Annotated in this window: 17 protein-coding genes and 1 tRNA gene; 10 read left to right on the top strand and 8 right to left on the bottom strand. The window is 46.2% G+C overall.

Annotated elements, in window-relative coordinates:
- The first annotated feature begins 127 nt into the window (after window positions 1–127).
- Window positions 128–2,566 (top strand): outer membrane beta-barrel family protein, encoded by a 2,439-nt coding sequence (locus tag GS398_RS03525; RefSeq protein ID WP_160905330.1) that lies wholly within the window; start codon window positions 128–130, stop codon window positions 2,564–2,566.
- Window positions 2,567–2,707: 141 nt separating this feature from the next.
- Window positions 2,708–4,903, top strand: a complete 2,196-nt coding sequence (locus GS398_RS03520) for an outer membrane beta-barrel family protein (protein WP_160905329.1) — start codon at window positions 2,708–2,710, stop codon at window positions 4,901–4,903.
- A 27-nt stretch (window positions 4,904–4,930) separates the two neighbouring features.
- Here GS398_RS03520 and GS398_RS03515 read toward each other — a convergent pair whose 3' ends face one another.
- Window positions 4,931–7,438, bottom strand: a complete 2,508-nt coding sequence (locus GS398_RS03515; protein ID WP_160905328.1) for a M14 metallopeptidase family protein — start codon at window positions 7,436–7,438, stop codon at window positions 4,931–4,933.
- On the opposite strand from GS398_RS03515, the gene GS398_RS03510 reads away from it, so the two are divergent.
- The 4 genes from GS398_RS03510 to GS398_RS03495 all read left to right on the top strand — a co-directional run bounded on the left by GS398_RS03510 (window position 7,437) and on the right by GS398_RS03495 (window position 11,607).
- Window positions 7,437–8,801 carry a UDP-N-acetylmuramoyl-tripeptide--D-alanyl-D-alanine ligase gene (locus tag GS398_RS03510; RefSeq protein WP_369410219.1) on the top strand — a complete coding sequence of 455 codons (1,365 nt, stop codon included), beginning with the start codon at window positions 7,437–7,439 and terminating at the stop codon, window positions 8,799–8,801. The two genes, GS398_RS03515 and GS398_RS03510, sit on opposite strands and share 2 nt — an antisense overlap.
- A 358-nt stretch (window positions 8,802–9,159) precedes the next feature.
- A complete protein-coding gene (locus GS398_RS03505) occupies window positions 9,160–9,714 on the top strand; it encodes a sugar O-acetyltransferase (RefSeq protein ID WP_160905327.1) in 555 nt (184 codons plus the stop codon).
- A 157-nt stretch (window positions 9,715–9,871) separates the two neighbouring features.
- A tRNA-Pro gene (locus GS398_RS03500) sits at window positions 9,872–9,945 on the top strand.
- 435 nt (window positions 9,946–10,380) lie between these two features.
- A complete protein-coding gene (locus GS398_RS03495; protein WP_160905326.1) occupies window positions 10,381–11,607 on the top strand; it encodes a site-specific integrase in 1,227 nt (408 codons plus the stop codon).
- Window positions 11,608–11,650: 43 nt separating this feature from the next.
- Here the strand turns inward: GS398_RS03495 and GS398_RS03490 are convergent, their stop codons facing one another.
- The gene (locus tag GS398_RS03490) at window positions 11,651–12,943 is read right to left on the bottom strand and encodes a hypothetical protein (protein ID WP_160905325.1); all 1,293 of its coding nucleotides are present in this window, start codon (window positions 12,941–12,943) and stop codon (window positions 11,651–11,653) included.
- A 411-nt stretch (window positions 12,944–13,354) separates the two neighbouring features.
- On the opposite strand from GS398_RS03490, the gene GS398_RS03485 reads away from it, so the two are divergent.
- From GS398_RS03485 to GS398_RS03470, 4 genes are all read left to right on the top strand, one after another.
- A complete protein-coding gene (locus GS398_RS03485) occupies window positions 13,355–13,630 on the top strand; it encodes a helix-turn-helix domain-containing protein (RefSeq protein WP_160905324.1) in 276 nt (91 codons plus the stop codon).
- Window positions 13,631–13,861: 231 nt separating this feature from the next.
- Window positions 13,862–14,413 (top strand): BfmA/BtgA family mobilization protein, encoded by a 552-nt coding sequence (locus GS398_RS03480; protein ID WP_160905323.1) that lies wholly within the window; start codon window positions 13,862–13,864, stop codon window positions 14,411–14,413.
- Window positions 14,414–14,419: 6 nt separating this feature from the next.
- Complete coding sequence (locus GS398_RS03475) at window positions 14,420–15,376, top strand: DUF5712 family protein (RefSeq protein ID WP_160905322.1); 957 nt, start codon at window positions 14,420–14,422, stop codon at window positions 15,374–15,376.
- Between the two features lie 530 nt (window positions 15,377–15,906).
- The gene (locus GS398_RS03470) at window positions 15,907–17,019 is read left to right on the top strand and encodes a Fic family protein (RefSeq protein WP_202405944.1); all 1,113 of its coding nucleotides are present in this window, start codon (window positions 15,907–15,909) and stop codon (window positions 17,017–17,019) included.
- Window positions 17,020–17,390: 371 nt separating this feature from the next.
- On the opposite strand, the gene GS398_RS03465 is transcribed toward GS398_RS03470, so the two are convergent.
- Genes GS398_RS03465 through GS398_RS03440 form a run of 6 tightly spaced genes read right to left on the bottom strand, consistent with a single transcriptional unit; the run spans window position 17,391 to window position 23,395 of the window.
- Window positions 17,391–19,226 carry an ATP-binding protein gene (locus tag GS398_RS03465; protein ID WP_160905321.1) on the bottom strand — a complete coding sequence of 612 codons (1,836 nt, stop codon included), beginning with the start codon at window positions 19,224–19,226 and terminating at the stop codon, window positions 17,391–17,393.
- A 4-nt stretch (window positions 19,227–19,230) separates the two neighbouring features.
- Window positions 19,231–20,415: a hypothetical protein gene (locus GS398_RS03460; RefSeq protein WP_160905320.1), complete on the bottom strand. Its 1,185-nt coding sequence runs from the start codon at window positions 20,413–20,415 to the stop codon at window positions 19,231–19,233.
- A gap of 47 nt (window positions 20,416–20,462) precedes the next feature.
- Complete coding sequence (locus GS398_RS03455) at window positions 20,463–21,215, bottom strand: M78 family metallopeptidase domain-containing protein (protein ID WP_160905319.1); 753 nt, start codon at window positions 21,213–21,215, stop codon at window positions 20,463–20,465.
- 3 nt (window positions 21,216–21,218) lie between these two features.
- On the bottom strand, window positions 21,219–21,578 hold the full coding sequence (locus GS398_RS03450; RefSeq protein WP_160905318.1) for a hypothetical protein: 360 nt from the start codon (window positions 21,576–21,578) through the stop codon (window positions 21,219–21,221).
- Window positions 21,575–22,213: a hypothetical protein gene (locus GS398_RS03445; protein ID WP_160905317.1), complete on the bottom strand. Its 639-nt coding sequence runs from the start codon at window positions 22,211–22,213 to the stop codon at window positions 21,575–21,577. Before GS398_RS03445 ends, GS398_RS03450 begins: the two co-directional genes overlap by 4 nt.
- A gap of 3 nt (window positions 22,214–22,216) precedes the next feature.
- Window positions 22,217–23,395, bottom strand: a complete 1,179-nt coding sequence (locus GS398_RS03440; protein ID WP_160905316.1) for a TRM11 family methyltransferase — start codon at window positions 23,393–23,395, stop codon at window positions 22,217–22,219.
- Window positions 23,396–23,584: the final 189 nt, after the last annotated feature.

Here is a 23,584-nt window from a genome sequence, read left to right as displayed (position 1 = left end):
ACAATAAAAAGGCCGCAAACTGATCCTGTGGCAAAGTATCCGTAGCATCAATTTTAATTTACGAGATCCCTAAAAAAAGCGGGTAAGCACCCGCCCGGGATCGCTATGGACCTTTAAGACTAAGAAAATGAAAACATATACTTTACTGATGTTAATGCTCGCAGGCCCGTTCCTCGCAAAAAACTGCGCGGCCCAGGAGAAACTGGCGGGGAGCAGGGTAAGCGGCGCCGTGTTGGACGCGGAGCGGAAGGCGGTCGATTTTGCAACCATCCACCTGTTGAGGGCGAAGGATTCGTCGCTCGTAAAAGTGGCCATCTCTGCTGCTGACGGCACTTTTATATTCGAGAACAACGCTGCCGGAAACTACCTGGTAGCTGCTTCGATGGCCGGTTACAAAAAAGGTTACAGCAAGCCGTTCGAGCTGAATGCCGGGAATAAAATAGTGACGCTGGAAGCGATCCGGCTGCCTGCGCAATCGCGCGATCTGAAAGAGGTGGCCATTGTGAGCCAAAAGCCCCTCATCGAGCGCAAGATGGACAGGCTGGTATTGAACGTGGAGAGCGGCAGCCTCGCCGCGGGCGCCACCGCGATGGAGGTACTGGAAAAAGCACCGGGCGTAACGGTAGATAAAGACGACAATATCGCGATGAAGGGGAAACAGGGCGTAACCATCATGCTCGACGGCAAGCCCACTTACATGAGCAATGCCGACGTAGCTAACATGCTCCGCAATATGCAAAGCAGCCAGATCGAAACCATCGAGCTTATTACCAGCCCCTCTGCTAAATACGATGCCTCGGGCACTTCGGGCATCATCAATATAAAAACGAAGAAAAGTAAGAGCCTCGGCTTAAACGGGACCGCTACAGCCGGCGGCGGTTACGGCGAGACTTCGAAGATGAGCGGCGGTACCAATCTTAATTACCGTAACCGCAAAGTAAACCTGTTCGGCAACGTCAATTATGCCAATAACGGTCGCCTCAACACGCTTAACCTAAATCGCCAGGTAACTACCGTTGATACGGTAACCACCTTCAGGCAGCTGAATAGCTGGGACAATCGCCGGTTCAGTACGTCTTATAAAGCGGGTGCGGATTTCTTCCTGAATAAGAACCATACCATCGGCGTGCTTATAAATGGATATGCCAACAAGAATGACGAAGAAAGCAACAGTAACACCAACTGGGTGAATAACTTCAACCAGTCTGAACGGATCAACATCCTCGGGAACAATACCGAAAGCTATGATAACATGGCGCTTAACCTTAATTATAAAGGTGTTCTTAGCGCTTCCGGTAAAGAGATCTCTATGGATGTGGATTATTCCAATTATAATGGTAACCACGACGAGATCCGCGATAATAGTTACCAGCGAATAAATCTCGATCCGCGCGGGAATCTCCTGGTAAAGAATTATGCGCCTGCCGAAATCACCGTGAAATCGTTTAAAACGGATTACAGTCACCCGATCAATAAAACCAGCAAGATAGAGGCGGGACTAAAAGCCAGTCTCGTGAAAACAGACAACGACCTGCTGCTGGCGAAATTTAACGGTACCACCTATGTGGCCGATCCCGAATACACCAATCACTTTGTATACGATGAGGACATCGTTGCCGGCTACCTTAACTTTAGCAAAGAGTTTAAGAAAACAGGTGTACAGCTTGGATTACGGGCCGAGCAAACATTTTCGAAAGGAAATTCTGTTACCAAAAACGAAGTGGTGAAACGGAGTTACCCCGAGCTTTTCCCAAGCGTTGCGTTTTCGCGGAAGATCAATAAAGATAACGAGCTCGGCCTCTCATACAGCCGCCGCATCGACCGTCCGTCGTACGACGACCTGAACCCGTTCCTTAATTTCCTGGACGAATACACTTTCCAGAAAGGTAACCCCTTCTTAAATCCGCAGTTTACCAACTCGTTCGATCTCTCGCATACCTTTAAGGGAAAGTTCACCACCTCGTTAAGCTACAGCCATACCAGGGACGCCATGGCCACTGTGACCGAACAGGACAACGCCACCCTGAAGACCTACGCCATCCAAAAAAATCTCGACGAGATGGACGTATATAACTTAACCGTATACGCACCTGTGTCGCCGGCCAGGTGGTGGAACGTCAACAATAATTTCCAGGTATTCCGGATGAACTTTAAATCGTTTTCGAACGGAGGAACGCTTAACTCCGGTCAAACCGCCATCAGCTATAATATGGATCAGTCGTTCACACTGAGCGCTACCGCGAGCGCTGATCTTTCGGCCCAATACCAATCGCCGCAGCAGTACGGTATTTTCAGGGCGGAGACCCAGGTAGTGCTGAACGCGGGCGTAAGAAAATCGCTGGTGAACAATAAACTCTCGCTGCGTGCGAGCATCAACGATATTTTTAATTCCCGGAAGAACCGGCTTTCTACCACTTACCAGGATATGAACCTTAACTTCGTGGAAAAGGGAGAGTCGCGCATCGCTCGTCTTACGGTGTCATACCGCTTCGGTAAAAATGAAGTCAGGCCCGCCCGTAAACGGTCAACAGGATCAGAAGCGGAATTAAATAGAATGAAAAATTAGACCCGGAATACGCCAATAGTTAGTTTTAGTTAGGTTTTAAAGTAGAGCATCGAAAAATCAGGTATTTATACCTGACTTTTCGATGCTTTTTATTGGATAAATAAAATTGAAAAAAACATATCTTTAGGGTTTAATTACCCAATGTTAAAGGTAAGTTCGTTTGTTGTAGTGATAATTATTGGCGTAGCTAAAGCTTCGGCTGCAATTGCGCAGCAGCAGGATTCCATTGGCAATAAACGAGTCTTAAATGAAGTAACCATTACTGACTTTAGACCAGGCGTGGAAATGAAGGCCGGTAAAATCATCCTGAATATTGGCGGCAGTGCCCTGGCAGCGGGAGCATCGGTAATGGAGATCCTAAAAAAAGCGCCTGGGGTGCAGGTTGACCAGAACGAGGAGATCCGCATGAACGGTAAATCGGGCGTACTGGTCACCATCGACGGTAAAAATACGCACCTCCAGCCAGCAGAACTAAGCAACCTGCTTCATTCTACGCAGGGTATTTCTGTAGAGACCATCGAGTTGATCAGTAATCCATCCGCCTCCTACGATGCCGCGGGAGGGGCAGGCGTGATTAACATCCGGTTAAAAAAGAGCAAAAACGAGGGAACAAACGGGGTATTTACCGCAACTGCCGGTATGAGCGACCTGGGCATTCGTTTCAGGCCGAATTACAGGTATAATCCTTCTCTCAGCATTAACAACCGCGGTAAGCAGCTCAATCTTTTTGCCACGTATTCCTATGCCGATCAAACATCGGCCCGCACTTCTATACTAAACCGTGATGTGCACCTTAACAATATGACCACGCGTGTAGACGTCGATTATTTCAGCGAACAGCAGCGGCGCAGCCATACCTACCGCGCAGGCGCCGATTACGCACTAAGCCCGGCGCATTTATTGGGTGTGTTGGTTAGCGGTTCCAGCAGCAACATCGGCATCGATAAGATGAACCTTTCGGTGATCAGCACCGGTCCTACCATAGACGGGAATGCGCTACAAAATCGAGACATCAGGAACATCGGCTTCAACCTTAATTATAAAGGTACTTTTAAAAAGGCCGCGGAGCTTTCCGTTGATCTCGATCACGCCGTTTACCGCCGCGAATCTGAAGAGCGCCTCGAAAATGTGTATTCGAACCTTAAGATAAAAATGTTGTCTAACCCGTTGTACCTGCAAAATACTTCGCCGGGAGATTATATCATCCAATCGGCCAGGCTTGATTTTACCCGACCCGTAAACGGCGCTTCAAAATATAACGGCGGACTTAAGCTCAGCCGGGTGAAAAGCGGTAACCAGATCGATTTTGGGCAGCTGCATTCCGGCACTTACACATCCGATCCGAAGTTTACCAGCATGTTCGAGTTTGAGGAGACGATCTTCTCCATCTACAGTACCTATACACGCAGCTTTAGAAAAGGCAATATCCAGGCAGGATTAAGAGGAGAGAATACTTCGTCGCTGGGTGTTGAGGTTAACTCGGATCATCGTACACGCCGCAATTACCTGAACCTTTTCCCTAACCTGCAACTTACCTATAACCAGGATAAAAAGAACAGGTGGCTGATTTCTTACAGCCGTCGTATAGACCGGCCCTTGTATGAGGACCTGAACCAGTTTGTGGGTTATGTAGACCAATATTCCTATCGTTCGGGAAATCCATACCTGCTGCCCTCGCTTACCCATACGGCAGAGTTGACCCATACTTTTCAGTCTAAAATAAATACCACCCTGAGCGCGGCGGCAACACGTAATTTTAGTTGGAATTTGTTTGAGCAGAACGATACCACCAACATCGTTACCCAGGTCCGCCGTAATCTTGATAGACAGTACGTATACGGCCTCACATTTAATACGCCGGTACAATTTATAAAAAAACGTTGGGAAGCACAATTTACGGTACAGGCGCTGTATGCGAAATTTAAGTCGAAATACGATGATGAACGCCTGAACAAGGGTGGTAAGGACCTCACCTTTACCCTGCAAAACACCCTCGTTTTTGGAAAAGGGCTCACGGCCGAATTGCTTGGTAAATACGAAACCCCATCGTACTACGCCATCTATCATTACCGGGCGATATACTACGCCGATGCTGGAATCAGCAAAACGGTGATACATAAGCGCGGCACGTTGAGGCTTCGCGTGAGCGACCTTTTCAATACTACCGACGTGCGTTTTCGCTCAAACTTTGGCAACCTCGACCTCTATGACCGCGAGAAACCCGAAAGCCGGGTAATTGCCGCCAGCTTCTCACTCAATTTCGGCAAAAGCACCGTAGGAGCTGCCAGGCGGCGGACAGTAGGATCTGAAGCGGAGCAGCGAAGGACCGGGAATTAAGCGTAATATGTACTACGTCCAACATTCTTAGTTTCCCACCATAAACACCGCGTTGCTGAACAACAGTTTCCCGTTTTCCCAAAATCCCCTGAAAAGTATGTCCTCGGCGATGTACACAACAGACCCGTTCCCGATGTCTTCTACTCCGAAGAGCAGTCCGTCGTTCAGTTTCTTTTTAAGGTCGGTACCTACCAAGCCGGTTACATAACTGTTCTTTTTGATCACGCCAACGTTCCAGCCGTTTTCCATAAAGGGATAAATGGCGTTGTCGAGTTTTAATGTATAGTAATAGTTTGGAAACCCGAAAGCAAGCGGGTGTGTATTGTCCAGGTCCACTTTAAAGATCGCACCCTGGATGGAAGATTTCACCCCTTCCCGTTCGCGGTCGGCATAGGTACGAAGGTTTGTATAGGGATCGCTTTTGCCGTCCTTGTCTTTGGGCTCCTCTTTTGCCTTCAGGCGAAAGCCTTTTTTACCTGCCAGCTGTGCGACGGCGCCCTCGAGGGCGATAAGCTTTCCGCCGCCGCGGACCCAGGATAGCATTTTCTCATTGCCAAGGTCGTCGTAAGATCCGTCAGGCACGATCAGTACGCCGATCTTATCCAGGTTTATGCGGCCGAGGTCGCGGTAGCGCAATACCGTAAGCGGGTAATTAATTTGCTGCTCGAAGAATTGCCATACCTGGCCGAAAGAGCCCGGGCTGGTTTCGTCGCCACCCAGCACCGCAATTACGGGGCGTTGTATAAAGTGGATCTTGTCCGACCCCAGGTCGGGTCCTCGGTCCGAAAAGCCGGTTGCGGTAGCCTGCAGCGTAACGCCGCTGGCCGCTGCTATTTCTTTAATCGTGGCGGCAAACCGGTCGCCAAGGAATTCGTTGCCGGTGCGGGTAATAATAAGGGAGCCTGCGCTAAACTGCTTTCCGCCGGTTTCTACCGGTGTTTCTGTATACCGCGCCCGGATATTCTTTTTAAAGAGGGCTGCCAGGAACTTCACATCGCTGAGCGAGTTCCAATTGGCAATATAGGCAACGGCATTGGGTACGTCGTTGGCTACCTCTGCCGTGACCGGCGCAGTGGGGGAAGCGGGTTTCAGCATATCGCGGGTGGCAAAAGCGCGGAGGCCATAAGCATACGGCAGCGACCAGGTGGTAATGTCGTACGTAACAGAGTCGGCCATCTTGGTTTTAGGCTCAAAAAGTACGCGCATCAGTATCGACTTTGGCTGGTAGGCGCTTACTACCATATCCTGTTTATCGATGGTAAAGGTTTCAATTTTACCGGTAAAGTAGTTGAAACCGGTTGACCCCCGGTCGGCGCCAAAACCATATTGGATCCCGTTTCGGTCGAGCAGGGCAGCCAGCGCCTTCATTTTTTCGCTGTTGCCGCCTTTAACCACGTAGGTTTTAAACTCGCCCGGGGGATTAGTTCTGGATGTGTTGTAAAACTCTTTGAAATTTTCGAGCAGCTTGGCAGCGTATTGTGAGGCGGTTTCTACTGTCGAAAGGCCCGTGGTATAATGATGTGCGATGCGGTCCGTTAGCGTAAGCGTATCGCCGCTGGCGGTAAGTACGGCTACACCGGCGCGCCCGGAGCCTCCCTGTTCATACGTCATCCCGATCGAACCGCTGTATAACGGGTAGGTGTCGCCATACGAAGGGTAAAGCAGGTCGAAAAGCTCTCTCGTAAAATACAACCAGCCATTTTTGTCGAAATATTTGGCGTGATTTTTACCAACTGTATTCTGGAACTCGCGCTGCCAGGGAGTGATCACTTCGTGGAAAGGTTCCGCCGCCGGGGCGAAATAGTAGGGTTCGTTAATCCCCTGTTCGTGGAAATCGACATGGATCTCGGGCAGCCACTGGTTAAACATGGCCACGCGTGCCCTGGTTTCCTTCTGGGTTTGCCAAACCCAGTCGCGGTTCAGGTCAAAATAGTAATGGTTAGTGCGCCCCCCGGGCCAGGGTTCCATATGTTCGCGGGCATAGGGGTTGGCATCGGCAACCGCGTTGCGGGCCTGGTTATAAAAGTTTACGTAACGGTCGCGCCCATCGGGGTTAAGACATGGATCGATGATCACCACGGTGTTTTTTAACCAGTTCCTGGTCTGCGTATTGGCAGGATCTACCATCGCGAAAAGCGTTTTCATAGAAGCCTCGGTAGATACGGCCTCGTTTCCGTGCACATTATAGCTTAACCATACGATAGCCGGCTGGTTGGCCGGTTGACCTGTTCCGGGCAGCATGCCGGCCAGTTTCAGGTTGTTCTTGCGGATATCTTCCAGCCTTGATGCATTCTCGGGCGAAGCGATGAACGCGAGCAGTAAAGGACGTGACTCGTTGGTCCTGCCATATTCCTGCAGCTTTACCGTGGGGACCGTCGCCGCGATGTACTTAAAGTATTCCACTACGCGGTAATGAGGGGTAAACTGCTCTCCCAGGCGATAACCTAGAAACTCATCGGGCGACTGGATCTTTTGTGCATATACACCGGTGATCACTAAAAAAAAGAGCGCCGCTTGCAGGAAAAATTGTTTCATGCACCTAAACTACGATTTTGACGCGAAACTAGCTAAATTGGCCGTCGTCATGGATATTCAAAGCCTCTACCGTATTTATAGCCAGTACCCGGTTATTTGCACCGACACGAGAAAGATCACCGCGGGCTGCCTGTTCTTCGCCCTGAAAGGCGAAAACTTTAATGCCAACGAATTCGCTGCAGAGGCAATCCGCTCAGGCGCAGCTTATGCCGTTATCGATGAAGAAGCCTGCCGCGAAAGCGATCGGTTCATCCTGGTGCCCGACGTATTAACGGCCCTGCAGGACCTTGCCCGCTATCACCGCGCGCAGCTGTCCATCCCGTTTATCGGCATTACCGGCACGAACGGGAAAACAACCACTAAAGAGCTGATCAATTCTGTACTAAGCCAGAAATATACAACCCTCGCCACCCAGGGCAACCTGAATAACCATATCGGAGTGCCGTTAACCGTGCTATCCATCGGGGATGAGGTGGAGCTCGCCGTGATCGAAATGGGAGCCAATCACCAGAAGGAGATCGAGTTTTTATGCAGTATAGCTCAACCCACGCACGGGCTTATTACCAATGTAGGCAAGGCGCACCTGGAGGGGTTCGGCGGTTTTGAAGGAGTGAAGAGAACAAAAGGAGAGCTTTATCAATATCTTTCCGCTACGGGAGGAACGGTTTTTATCCAGTCGGGTAACGCGCATCTCATCGAAATGAGCCGGACCGCCAATGTGGAAAACGCAGTAAGGTACGGGCAACTGGATGGCGACCTGGTAACCGGGAAGCTGCGCTCCTCCGACCCGTTCCTGGTGGTTGAATGGAGTTATCCACAGGAAACAGGATTCAACGCCTACGTGGTAAGTTCCAACTTAACAGGCACTTATAACCTTGAAAACGTTCTTGCTGCTATCGCGATGGGTACCTGGTTTAAACTTTCTCCGGAAGAAATTAACACCGGGATAGAATCTTACCATCCTTCGAATAACCGCTCACAAATTGTGGAAACCGCTTCGAACAGGTTAATCTGCGATTATTACAATGCCAACCCGGGGAGTATGATAGTGGCATTGGATAACCTGGCATCGCTGAAAGGAGCGCGCAAGGCGATGATATTGGGTGACATGTTCGAGCTGGGTGACGAGTCGGACGCGGAACATAAGGCGGTATTCGAAAAAGCGATGTCGGTCAGCGCTGAACGGCGGATCTTCGTTGGCGAAGCCTTTTTTAAGTTATCCGGAACGACGGCCGATGCCGTATTCTACAAAACCACGCCCGAAGCAAAGGAAGCACTCGAGAAACAACCCATACAGGGCGCAACCATCCTGATCAAAGGGTCCCGCGGGATGAAACTCGAAGTGCTGGCGGGATTGTTGTGACAAGGCATCTTAATGTCTGTATTTCTTTGAAGAAAACAAACTCCATGCCCTTCGAACAATTGTGGCCTGTTCTGGTGAATAGCGCGGAACCTTCGAGCTGCCAGTTGCCGGAACTTTTATTAGTCAGAGAATCGGTCAATACTTTCGTTTGCGCGTATGGGGCGATAGCAAAAAATAGCGAGAGGAGGGAGAAAATGCATTTCATAGCAGCCGATTAGATAAGATCAGTAATTTTGATATAAATACCTTAAATAACCAGGTAGAGATTTACAAACATTCTCCCTTAAGATAAACAAATGAGTTGTGGGTCTTTTTGCGCATTTCAACAACTTCTGCGAACCTCATGACCGGTACAAATATGAAAACCGAAAAACAAAAGATGCTCGCAGGCGAACTTTATAACGCCCTCGATCCCGAACTTTCCAAAGAACGCGTGCAAGCAAGGTTATGGTTAAAAGAGCTGAATGAATCCCGGGAGGATGAACCGGGGAAACGACTGGAGATCGTGAAATCCCTATTTCCCAATGCAGGGGAAGGCTTGTGGCTGCAGCCGCCTTTTTATTGCGATTACGGGTACAATCTCGAGATCGGCGAGAAAGTGTTCTTCAACTTTAATTGCGTGGTGCTTGATGTGGTGAAGGTTACCATCGGCAGCCGTACCATGTTTGGCCCAAACGTACAGATCTACACCGCTACGCACCCCGTTAACCATATCGAGCGCGCTTCGGGCCTGGAATTCGCAAAGCCGATCACCATTGGCGAAGATGTTTGGGTAGGCGGCGGCGCCGTGATCTGTCCGGGAGTGACCATCGGCGACCGCAGTATTATCGGCGCCGGCAGCGTGGTAACCAAAGATATCCCCGCAGATGTGATCGCCGCAGGGAATCCATGCAAGGTTATCCGGCCGGTATAGGGTAAACGTGTAGGGCGCGGCTTCGCCATCCGTTCCGGCTGGAGTAAAGAGGCGCTAAACGGGCGATAGAGTAAGCGTACACCTTTCCACGCAACAACCTTATTAAAAAGAATTTGTACCATTTACGGGAAGAAACTATATTTGTCACCCTGCATCTCGGGATGTAGCGTAGCCCGGTATCGCGCAAGCATGGGGTGCTTGAGGTCGTAGGTTCGAATCCTGCCATCCCGACTTTTCCCGGTTCAATCGAACACAAAAAGCCCTTAAATGACTGATTTTAAGGGCTTTTTGATTTTTTAATAAGTCAATTTATTCAGGTGATATCAAGGAAAATGTGCCCTATTCGGTGCCCCATTTTTAAAATTTACATTTAGGGCACAGAAAGCATATTAAGTTTCTGTTAGTCAGTGAGTTACTTAATTTATTTTGATTGGTTTTAGTGCGTTTTAACATCGTTTTACAAGTAACAGCGCATGTTTCTGTGCCCCAATTTGTGAGTTCGGACGCGAGTAAAAAATTATGGTTAATGTTCTATTAATCAGTTATTTACTCGATGTATGTTAAGGCATTTTAAGCGCAATTAGGTGAGTAATCGGGTGAGTTCCCGGTGCCCCATTGCTAAAAACCGATCGATTTGAGGCTTTTGTAAACTTAAAATTGATTGATATGAAAACAGCAAACAACACCTTCGGGGTGATTTTCTACCTGAAAAAGTATAAGGTTAACCAAAACGGGAAGACCCCTATTTACGCGAGGATCACGGTGAACGGCGCCAGAATCGACATCGCCACAAAGCGCTCCGTAGAGGAGGAAAACTGGAACGCGCCTAAAGGACAAGCTAAGGGTAACAGGCAGGACATTACCCGCCTCAATAGCTTCCTTGAGATCTTCCGGGCCGGGATCGTGGATTGTTACCACGAGCTGCTCCTGCAAAAGAAGTTCATTACCGCCGAATTATTAAAGGAGTGCTTCATCGGTGCAGACCAGTCGGAATTTACGCTGTGCAAACTGATGGATCACCACAACCAGGATCAGGCCGAGCTGCTAGAAACGGGCACCATGAAAAACTACTTCACCACCCAAAAGTACATTAAGGACTTTTTGAAGGAGAAGCATAAGACCAGCGACAAGTATCTCTCGGAACTCTCGTACAGGTTCATCACCGACTTCGAGCTGTACCTGCGTAAGCTGAAAGACAATAGCGGGGAATCCGCTCTCGGTAACAATGGTGTAATGAAGCACATTGAGCGCTTTCGGAAGATGATCAATCTTGCGATCCGGCTGGAGTGGATCGATAAGAACCCGTTCATTGCGTATAAGCTGAAGTTCGAGAAGGTGGAGCGGCAATTCCTGACCAAGGAAGAATTGCAGCGCATCGAGAACAAAGAGCTAAAAATCGGCCGCTTGGAACTGGTGCGTGATCTGTTCGTGTTCAGCTGCTATACCGGGTTGGCTTATATTGATACGGTGAACCTGAAACCCTCGCACATTGTCACCGGGATGGATGGGGAGTATTGGATGGTTACCAGTCGGCAGAAGAACAGCAATTCTGTGAAGATGCCGATTCTGCCAAAGGCTTATGCGGTGATCGAGAAATATAAAGATCACCCAAAGTCCGGGGCGAACGGAGCGCTGTTGCCGTCGTTTTCAAACCAGAAGCTGAACAGCTACCTGAAGGAGATCGCCGACCTCTGCGAGATCACCAAACCGCTCACTTTTCACATTGCCAGGCATACGTTTGCTACCACGGTTACTCTAAGCAACGGGGTGCCGATTGAGTCAGTGAGTAAGATGCTGGGCCATACTAAGCTGACCACGACGCAGATTTATGCGAAGGTGGTGGATAGGAAGCTTAGTGATGATATGGCGAAATTGAGGGAGAGGCTGAAGTAGTACTGAAGAGCCGGCGTTGATATAATGCCGGCCCTCACAAATCTCAATTTTTTAAGAAATGATGGTACACTTCGTAATGAGTCTCGCCAATTCCCGTTTCTGCAAATACAAATTGATCTGGATATTTTCTTATTAAATCACTATCAGGTTTGTTCACGTCCACGACTAGAATTAGCTTGCCATGTTTTAGGTAAGATGCGTCCAATATATCGTTAATTCCTTGATCTTGAAATCCATATCCAATTACTATTAATTTGTCCGATAAATTAAGATTGTCTTGGAAGTGATCAAATAAGGTTGAGAAGAACGGATCCTTGTACCTCTTGATCTTTTGCGTTGTCCCTGTTAAATATGACGGGAACTTATTCGAAAAGGGGTAAATATATTCAGATTGTCCAGTGCTCGAGTTAATTTGTTCCTTGTATATATCTCCCACTCCGTAATCTGTTTTTATTGTTATTGGCTCTTCTGAGCCTTCTAGGTAAAGCGGAAAGATATCCACACTCCCGTGAAGCTTGAAAAAGCGTAATCTTCCTTTATAGGTATTCGTGTAGTGCTTTAGCCTTACCTTATATGATTTGAAAAAATCCTTGCCATCGATTTTAAGGTTCTGTTGGATCTTGCCAAAGAAAGGAGAGTTCATTTCTGTAAATCCGTCTGAAAAATGCTCGAATATTCCGGAAGTGCTGTTCCCTATGTGATCAAACAGCATATCGTGATTTAAGCTATGTACATTTACTATGTTGTCTTTAAGGATATCATACATTATCCTGGAAAAATGCTCATAACTCGGGTAGCCTCCCGTATAGCTTATATTTTCGTAATATTTGACCCTTGTTAAAAGGCTGGCTACTAGTTGATTAAAAATATTTAGAAACCGAGTTAAGAGGTTGAGTGCATTGTCAAAATGCCCTCTTAGCTTATTTTTTCCCTTATATTCCTCACAAAACCTATTTACTTCATCCTGATGCTGTTTTTCATAAAGGAACTCGATAAAGTAATCGAAGAATGTCTCGTAGTTAAAATTCTCGGTTTTGCCAGCACAGCTATTAGCGACATAAAACCGAACAAATTCTTCGGCAAAGCATCGATCTCTTAAAGTCATTTTAGCATTCGGATCGCGGTAATCATCCTTATAGAATCCAGCGGTCATTTCCTGATACAAATAAAAATCTGTCTCCTTAAGGTTGCTCAATCTCTCATTTATATCCCTAACTAGAGGCATATTATCACCTCGTGAAAATCCCGAACCAAGCAAAAAAGATAGATTACGTGTAGGAGCTGGTCGATGTGCTTCAGTAATTGCTTCTACTAGGCTCTCGGGGATTTTATTCATCGTGGTTAAAGATAATCTTACCTAATAAATAATGTCGTCAATAAATGTCTTCAATGGCGGTACCGTTGACAAGCACCCACGTGCTTATCAATCCCATCCTTTCATACCCCTCTTTCTTTGCTTCAATAGTAGCAACAATCCTTCCCAAGGTCATCCCTGCTTGGGAAGGATTGTTTTTTTCAGCCCATTCCTTTGAACAGGAAAGCAAAGAAATCATACCGGCTCCGGGGGAGTGCTTGTCAATCCACCTTTAAAGATCACCGTTACTTCGTTCCCGGGAAGAGCAGGATAAATCCTACAGGATCCGGTACCGGATTGTCAATGCCGTTTCGGTGGATGCTTTTCATTTGCGAAGTAAACAACATGGAGGGGAAGCCCTCCGACATTTAATAACCTATAAAACAATACATCATGCCAGCCATCGAATTTTTAACCAGAGAAGACATGGAGCAGTTCAAGAACGAGTTGCTAACCGAATTACGGAGATTAGGCGTTCACCCAGGTAAGAAGCCGGAGTTTAAGGAGTGGCTCAAAAGCTACGAGGTCCGCAAGCTATTGGGCATCTCACCAGGCACTTTGCAAACGCTGCGGATCAACGGCACCTTACCTTATACCAAGATCGGGGGACTCATGTATTACAAGCACGAAGACATCCGCAAACTACTCGAAAGCAACTACCGGCAATGAAACCGAATAACACCCGGAGGATTACGTATCAGCACCCGCGTTGTATGGCGGCGAAGTCCTTTTCCCCTAAAGGAAAAGGAGCAAGCGGAAGTCGGGCAGAGCCCGACTTGCTTGCCTGCTACGCAGGGAAACGGCGTTTTACGTATACTCCGGGTATACGTTAGCGCTTTTAAACCATCATTAGGACGAAAACAGTATACCGATGGGTATACTCAATAGGTACACTAAGCTATGAGTACAACGCACGAAAAATCAATTCGGTTTCCAGCCAGGGTGAACGAGAAACTGGAGAAGTTAGCCAATAAACATGGCAGAACGAAGCTGCTTTTCTTCGAGCAAATGGTCGAATATTTCTACCGGACAAAGAAGGATCCGAAAGACATTAACGATGAAGTCCTCAAAAACGCCCTCGTAGCCAATCACGAAAAATATATCGGTTTCATCAAGACGCAGGAAAATACTATGCTGATCCCTATAAAGCAAGAGGTTGAACTGAGCCTTAAGACTCTAGAGCGGATTTTAAATGCGTTTAACTCCCAGGTGATCCAGGCAAATAACACGATACTGCAAAATCAAGCCGTACAGGTTCAGCGTTCCGACGACACTAACCGGGTCCTAAAAGAAATCGCGAATAGGCTAGACGGTAAGGATTTGCTGAAACAAAAGTTTCTAGTCCTCCTGGAACATTACATCAAGGCGAGGGAAAATATCAATGCGGTGCTTTCTCCCAAATCCGTGCAGGAGTTAAATCAGCGAACCGTAAAACTCATCGACGACTTGTGATCCGCCATGTTCATCAATATAACTGATACCGAAACGGCGAACAACAAAGGCAGCAGCGGCGAGCTGGTTCACTACCTTGACAAGGAGAACCGGCTGGATCTGGCGCGAACGACGGAACGGTGGTTTAACCATAGCGGAATTGATATCCAGTCATACGAGGTAAAAAACCGGCTGGATAATAACGTCGCCAAGCTGGGAAGGAACGAGTCGAAGTTTTTCCTGGTGAATATCAGTCCGAGCGAAAAGGAACTCAAACATCTGAAAGAATTATACGGCGATGAGGGTATGGAAGCCAGACTTAAGGAATATGCCGTGGCCGTGATGAATGAATATGCCCGCAACTTTAAACGCGCTGGTATTGAAAGTAGCAAAGATCTGCTTTGGTTCGGAAAGCTAGAGCGATACCGGTATTACACGCATAAAGACCCTGAAGTGAAAAACGGCACCCGGAAGCGTGGCGAGCGGAAGGAGGGTGAGCATCTGCATCTCCAGGTGATTGTGAGCCGGAAGGATGTCACCAATAAAATCAAGCTAAGCCCTATGAATAATTCGAGAGGGCGCAATACGGAACATTCACTAAAAGTTGGCCAGTTCGACCGGTCGACATTTAAGAATTCAGGGGAGCAGGTGTTTGATGGGCTGTTCAGGTTTGATCGGAAATTGAAGGATACGTTTGGGTATGCGAATACGCAGAAGAAAGGGAATTTGAAAGAGCGGATAGATTTGTATGCGGAGAAGATCGTTCATGATCGCGTCAGGAAGCAACGGGCAAAGCAGAATATTGGCATGGCCCCAAAATATACAAACTACCTTGAAAAGCCGAAGGCAGGTTATCTACAGCCTAATCCAGCCACCAACTTTTTAGGTAGTATGCTAAATAACCAGCATGATGATGGTTTTGTGCCGAACGGGTTTTATAAGAAAGGAAAGCGGAAAAAGAAGCGGCCAGGGATGAGGATGTAGAATTATTGGATCGATTATAATTGTAATAGCACAAACGATTATAATTGTGACAGTACGCGTGATTAAGCGTATTCATGACGAAATAACATGGCGACGCCTCGAGAAAAATTTGCGGAAGCGCTTAGCGCGTTGAAAATAGCGATGGATAAAGGCGTTGTTGCAATAGGCATTTCCGAGGCCCCAAATAAATCGCAACGTGCCCTACTAGCTAAGAAGGGATTTCTTACCAAGGTAATTAAGGGTTGGTACATTCCTTCTAGCCCTGATGAAATAGATAACACCGCTTGGTTTCGTTCTTATTGGGGTTTCTGCTCCAATTTCTGGGATATAAATACGGGGACAATTGGGTCATTTCTCCAGAGCAGAGCTTGCTAATTCATGCAGGAAACTGGACAGTCCCCAATCAGCTAGTTATTCGGTCACCGGATGCGAGCAACACGATAACTCCGTTTCAGCACAACACCTCGCTATTCAACTTGAAAGGCGAGTTACCTGATCCGGATTTGCGAATTATACAGAATGGCATCAGGATGTATACGTTACAAGCTTCGCTGATCTATTCATCAGCCAGCATTTTCACCAGGAAGCCTGTCGATGGCCGCACTACGCTTTCCATGATCCGGGATTCTTCCGAGCTGCTTCCTGTATTACTGGAAAACGGTCATACCACCATTGCCGGCAGGCTAGCCGGCGCTTTTCGTAATATCGCCAGGGAAAAGATCGCCAATGGCATCATCGACACCATGAAAGGCGCTGATTATGCGATACGTGAATCCGATCCGTTTGAATACCGGCTCCAGGTGAATCTCTCTTCACGCGAACGTTCTCCAGCGGTAAACAGGATTAAGTTCCTTTGGCAAGAAATGAGGGAAGTAGTAATCAACAAATTTCCGAAAGCTCCCGGGCTGCCTAAGAACGTGGCCAACTACCTCCAGCTGGTTGATGATATTTACCTAACAGATGCCTATCACTCGTTATCTATCGAGCGGTACCGGGTAACGCCCGAGTTGATAGAACGTGTGAGCAGCGGCAAATGGGACAAGGACGCCGATGAAGCTGATAAAAAGCAACGTGATGCGATGGCGGCTCGTGGCTATTGGCTGGCGTTTCAGAGGGTAAAAGAGTCTATCAGCAAAATTCTCGATGGAGCCAATTCCGGCTCTGTTATCAACAGAGACCATGCGAAATGGTTTACCGAACTATTCGATCCCAGTGTGGCAGCCGGGAGATTGAAGCTATCGGATCTTGCTGGCTATCGCAGCAGCCAGGTATATATCGGAGGATCTAAGCATACACCATTGCCTGTCGATGCGATGAAAGATGCCATGCCGGTGTTGTTTGAACTGCTCGACGAAGAGCCCGAAGCATCTGTTAGGGCAGTGCTGGGACATTTCATCTTTGTATTTATTCATCCTTATATGGATGGGAATGGGAGAATGGGGAGGTTTCTCATGAATGCAATGCTCGCTTCGGGAGGGTATCTTTGGACGGTGATCCCGGTAGGAAAGCGGGAGCGGTATATGACGACGTTGGAGAAGGCTAGTGTAGAAAATAATATTGCGCCCTTTGCGGAATTTATAGGGGAACTTGTTTTGCAGAATATGGAAGGGCGGCCGGTGGCAAATCTTGACAGGATTGACTAAGTGGAGTATTTTTGCAGCGAAGGATATATGATTTCCTGACCGAATTTTAAAAATAAAGGGAGCTTTCGCTCCCTTTATTTAAGCGAGCTGGATTAAAATCCATGTAACCGCTTTGCCGTCATAAGGGGGCATACGATTACCGCGAGCAATCGGAGCTGTTGTGCTTGGTGTCCCTTGCACTTTCCAAACTCCACTTTCAGGACAGCTTTCTCCTGTCCGAGCTGTTCTACCTATTGGCATAACTATCTGGATTAAGTTTACCCACAAAGCCGGGAGTGTGGGTATCTCCCTGGAAAATAGTAGTAGGATTCGCTACTGATATACTATTCCAGGGTTTTATAGGAAGTTCGACAATGTTTTGAAAACGTTTGTTAATCGACCATAAGTAGTTTGCATGGAGAGGGGTCGATTGCTACTAGCATAGATCTTGATAAGCTCGGTGCACATACGATGGCTTGACCGGGTGCTAAGCTAGGAAGCCTATTCCATAGGCCTTGATCTACCCCTCCAATAGATCTTTTAAGTTGGCTAACAACATTTGCGTCGCTGATTTTGTGTAGAATAAAACTATTGATTAGCCCCAACACCTCATCTGGTAAATGTTGCGGCAACTGAGTGACGAATACTAGCCCCAACCAGCGCTTGCGACCCCGACGAGCAATCCGAGCGACTTGTTGAAACAAGTTCGACATTTTGCCAATTCGCTCTTTAGACAAAAACTCGTGGGCTTCTTCGATAATGATCGATACCGGTGTAGGTTGCTTGTTTTTAGCTACTGCCTCATTGTAGGCCTGTTCTTGGACAACTTGTAACCCGCGAAGGAGATTGGCAATGACAATATTATTTATTAGCGTAGAATCAGAATCGCTCAAATCAATTATTGTCAAACTTCCCGGTTTAATAAGCTCGGAAAAAGATATCGGATTAGCTCCGGGAGTATCAAAAATCTTCGTTCTATCTAGTTGCCATAGTTTTGCAAGTAATGCTTTCCAGCTACTTTCGCTATCAACGCCTTTCACAAAAGATGCAATTGTTGGGCTAATTCTTTCTTTGCTCCCTTTTATAAAATCATTACGGACAATCGAGGTCGTTGTTCCTTGAGACACCGAATCGAGCATCATGCCGGCAACATCCGTCAATAGTGAAATGGTAATTTGCGGGTAGCCAGTATCGAATTCATCGATTTCTAGAGCTTGTGTCTCTTGTCCTTTCTTCGGAAAGAGCTGCAAATCTCTTAAAACTCTTTTTGCTGCATCATATGTTTTGAAGAATCGAATATATTGTGCCTCTGTTAATCCTAGTAAGTCAGCTATCGCGTACGGCGATAACGATGAAAAGCTGAGAGTAAACTCTTTAGTAGGAGTAGGTTTCTCTGCCCTCGTTTTTCGATTAATAAGGTGATAGACCGTAATTAGCGCTTCTTCGGTTTTCAGCCCGCGCCTTTTCAGTAGCATTTTCATTTTCTCATCGGACGCTGGTTTATCAATATGAGTGTACTCACCTTCTGTATCTATGACTATCGTTGCAATACCTTTCTTTTGAAATTGACTCATTAAGCCAGAAACAGTAGTGGATTTTCCTCCGCCAGTCGTACCAAGGATGCCAATATGTCTTGGGATGACTGTTTTTTTATCCGATGGAATTTTAACTTCAATATCGTCATGTCCAATCGCTACACCTAGCGTTATTCCAGGCTCAGCATCAACCTTTAATGCTTTTGCTGTCTCCTCTTTACTCAAAACAAACACTGGACTGTTAGGCAATGGCCTGAATCGTGGCGGCATCATTACATCGCCTGCCATTTCTCCTAATAATTCGACTTGAACCTTCCCATGAAAATTAGGCATAAATATCGCACCATTAATTGTTGTGGTGACCATCATGTGAGCATCAGCACGAATTCCATCTGGCTCATGAAACGGCCCGGCTACAACAATTCCTCTATAAATTCTACCATCTCCGCCATTCTGAGTTGTTCTGCTACGTATTTCGAGAAGTGAGTGAGCGCCAATATTTCGAATGTTCTTTTTGGGCAAGAGGATTGTCAATAAATTATCCTGGCTTCCTGGCAAGTCGAACATAGTCATGCCGTCAGCGTTCTTACAATTTTCATCTTCTTCCCAGGGGCCCCCATTATTATCAATCTCCGCATTAAGCGTGTTCATAATAACATCTTGTTCTGAGGGATCTTGTTCCAATTCTTCCATAAGCTTATTTGTTAATATTAACTACCACCTCTGCCTTCGCATATGCTTGCTCAATTGATGCGACAAAGTCGCTTTTGCCAAATGCTGTTTTACAGAGGCTATCTGCCAGATCAAGCAGCATTGGTGAGCCTAAATGCATTTGAAGAGCGCTGTCGGCCATGGCAATGTGCGCTGCTGTATAAATATGGTCCACGTGGCAATAGAAGATTCTTGGGGATGAAAGCTTCGACACGCGATACAGTCCGAACGCTATCTTCGGCCCTACTTCCTGAACAAAATTTTGATATGAGTCACGAAAAGTATTGCGTGTGCCGCCTACTTCTACCATATGCTTCAATCTGTCTTCAAGGGTATCGATGACCACATACTCGTAGGGGTTTAATGCATTACCAAAGGTCTTAAGCTCCAGACTCCTATCACTACTTTGGACATAAACAAATCTCTTATGCTCCAAGATCATTTTCTTCATTAGCGCAATTGATCGATCTTTCATCTCCGTTCGGCTTGCCCAAAACCCAGTCATTAGCTCAAACGGAGTGGGCGAACCAGCCCCTAAAAGCCAAGTTGAGTGAGCTCGCTCTAAAAGGATAGCTCTCTCTGCGTAAGTACGAATTCCTCTTATTGCGAGATCGCTCATTTGCGTCTTTCCCTCTGCGTTATCGCTTCTTCTTCTCCTTTCTAGTAAATCAACCGCTTCCTTTATCGGATCATCACCCTTGAATCTGAGGTCTCTTCTGAATAGCCGGTGAGAATAGCTGCCATGCTGGCCCTGATAGGAAACTAAACAAACACCAATCTGAGTTATTGAAATAGGTAAGGAATCATATACAGCGCTTACACTACCACAGGCCGTTACCGCTCCATTGAATAAAAAGCCAGCATGAACCTTTTCAATAATATCTTCACTAGGAATTTTATGTAGCCCTGCCGCAGGAACATGCTGTAATTCCTTTATTTTTGGAAAAATTGTACTACGGAAGGTGCTTCGGGTCTTTTGCTCGTCTTGTTTTGCCTGAATTAGTTCCTTCTCGATCAAAGGATAGAGTTGCGCTAGATTTTCTCCGATACGCCAAGTATCTATGTCAATAGCATTGGAAAAATCCTCGCCGTAGGCCCGTTTGAAGTCATCCACATTAGTTTGGTTTTCAACCGGAAAATCACGTTCTTCTATATTTTCGTTGTCTTCCATGGAGCTTATATAAGTTGCTATTCCGAGGTTCTTTTAAAAGTTCGACTTCAAAATCCCATCCTCGACATAATTGATGGCCCGCCCGTTACTTTATAAGCCAGCAAACGAGCATAATCATTCGCTATAAGGCCAGGCAGTTTATATCGATTTTCCAGAACTAGCCGGCAACGATCGGAGAATGCGCCGAAGCTCGATGGCTTATTACCTTGTAGTATGTCAGCAACTACCCTTGATGCTGGAGCTATCAACTCGATTGCTAATTCGTCAGCGGCGTTCTCCGAGTTATACACGTCGCTGTTTAAAAATGAGCCGTCACCTTTTTTTTCTAATAAATGAGTGAATGGCTTTACATTCAATCCATGAACTATTCCTTTCACTATTTCTTCATCAGTGGGTGGCCTAATCCCGTCGATTACGTCACTTATCGAAGCCCCTAACTTATTGATAATTTTTTCTCTTGGTATTTTATAGTCTAATATAAAGTGGCTTATTTCATGGGCGATGGTGTAGCGCCTCTCTCGCTCATCATCGCCGCCATCGGAAAATATAAATCCTGCTCCTCGATAAAATATCACAAAACCATGTACGGGTCTGTCATTAACCTCAGTGTCTATCTGAACGTTACGTTGTTTAAGCCATTGCTTTATTTTATCGGTTGAAAGCTGTGATAGTTGAACGATGTCTATAGGAAACATTAAGCTTATCGCTCCACTGAGATCATAAGGCGGCTCCTTATCTAGGTTCGTTACAGACCAAAACTGCTTGGCAATATTCTCGATATGTGGTCGAACGAGGCGCATTGCTCATTTCTCTTTAGTTCTATCACGAGCAGCAGCCAAGAAGCCGTTTTCTGAGGTGCCTGAGTCGCGAAATTTGTTTATGGAATCAACCCGCTTTATAATTTTATTTAGGTTAATTGCTGTTATATTTAGATAAGAACATATTTTATTAAGCTCTTCCAAATAGTTCTGAGCCGATGGGATGGGTAAGAGACATAGGCCGAGTTTGTAATATATCTCCTGTGTCGATCCTATTGCATCAATGGCTTCGGCTTGTGTTATTCCTTCTATTTGAATATAAGACTCTAATGTATGGGCCAGAAATTTGCTTTCTTGTGCCGCCTTTTCATATGCGCTCTTCAATAACATTAGCTTGTCGATCATCTGATTATCTCCTTAATTTTTGCGGTAATGTTATTTCTTTCAAGTACTTTCTTTATCCTGTCCTTTGCTCGTTTTACTTCGGCTTTCTGTATATCCGTTGGTTCGTCTGATAGTTTAAGAACCTGGGCGTAGGGCTTTGTCTCTCTTTCTCCTGCTAGAATCATTTTCGCTATATCTCTATCTGCGCTTTCGTCGAAATGCTCAGCCAAAATAACCTCTAAAAGGTGTGCGGTTTCTTTAAAAATTAGCTTAGACTCTCCATCTTCTTCCTGCTTTTGTATTCTATTCCAGAAGTTGTTCTCGAGTTCGACATCTTCAGGTAGATTTTGTTTGTTATTGTGCTTCGCCTCTTTTTGTATGATATTCTTAAGGTCTCTTTCAGCCGCAATTTCTAGGAAACGATGAAGACTGCTCAACTGAGGATTGAAGGTTGTAGGATTCTTGTAATAGCCGAAGAAAGCTTGGTTCACAGCATCTAATATGACTGATTCATCCTTCATGGCTATTTTAGGATAGTGCCGGCTAAGTTTACCCATTATCAATTCGCCATACTTGTCATATAGCTTCGACAGAGCTAAACTATCCTGACTTTGGATTAGTAAGTGATATTCTATTTCCGTCTGAGTGGCTTTCATCGATTACCTCCTGAAGGTTATCACCGTCTCGGTTCTCATCCTGCCATTAAAATTGGAACCGATCGCATCAACGGGAGGCGGTAAGTAGCGCTTATTAGGCGGAATCTCGCGTTCTTTCCTTTCCACAAGGCGGAAGCCGTTCAATTCGGCTGCGTGTTCGGCTATTAACGTGTTTTGTACATAAACACCTTGTAAGCTCGAATTGCCGATAACGAAAGTTGCGTTCCTGTTTTTTTTAAGAACTCGTGCAGACTCTCGTAGAATTTTGTCCAAATCAAGCGCGTACCGGTAAACCATGTTGATACGCCGAGCAGGCAAGTTCTTAAGCTCAGGCATATTTCTGGTGAGTAGTTTGGCTCGCTTCAGGTTCGCAGATGCCTCTGGTGCCTTTTCAGCCCCAACGCTGTTACTCCTAATCGCCGACAGATCTGATACTTTAAACCCTAGCCAAACCAATGATAACTTATGACCTCTCATATAGTCAAGAGCGTTGAGGTAGGGTGGGGAGGTAATTATTGAATCTATTGATTTGTCTCTCACGCTGTTTAAGGACCTTGCATCGCCCTGAACGACTTTTACTTTTCCAAGCAACTTTTCAGGCATTATCGATTGTGTAAGCTTCCCGCAGGATCGAACGAATTCGTCCAAAACGTCGAAATCATTAATTTCCCTAACCTTATGTGGTCGGCTATGTGATATATCGGCTGCGAGAGATGCCCCTTTACTCTTTGTTATTATCAGCCGGCTGAGTGCAATTTTAAAAAGATGAGAATACTGGCCGTTTTCCGAGTTAATAAGCAAGCTAAGCTTTCTCAGATCCTTCACTTGATTATCACCAAACCAAAATTTAATGAATTTCGTTGTTTCATTATCATTGTCTATCCAAGGCAATTCGATGCTATCAGTATTTAAATAAAGCGCTTTTTTAGCCAGTGAAACCGTGTTTTTTGTAAACTGGGCAGAGTTAATCTTCGATGTCCAGGCTTTGGACATGAGTACTGAAAGCGGATCAATGTCGAATCCCAATCCTTTGAATCCGAGTTCCGATATGGTTCTCAAAACTGTACCGGACCCCATCATAGGGTCCAATATTGTAGCTTTTGAATTCAATCCGTCAAGAGCGGCGAAAGCAATTTCGGGGGCCATTCTCGCGGCGAACGGATGTATAGTTTTAAGCCTCATTAATTAGATTCAATAATTGTATTAAAGCTAAGTTAGGTATTCTATTCAATATTACGGTTTCCAGTAAAGCGCACTATGAATTTTTAACTGCTGATCACAGTTATCTTTTCAATGCAACCAAATAGTAGCTATAATTGACCTTGTTTGGCGGACAATGAATACAGGACCATAGATGTGTTAACTTAAGCT

Origin of the sequence: Hufsiella ginkgonis (genome assembly GCF_009834915.1) — a bacterium.
Lineage (GTDB): Bacteria > Bacteroidota > Bacteroidia > Sphingobacteriales > Sphingobacteriaceae > Hufsiella > Hufsiella ginkgonis.
The sequence above is the reverse complement of the archived record's forward strand: the minus strand, read 5'-3'. Positions and strand labels throughout refer to the sequence as shown.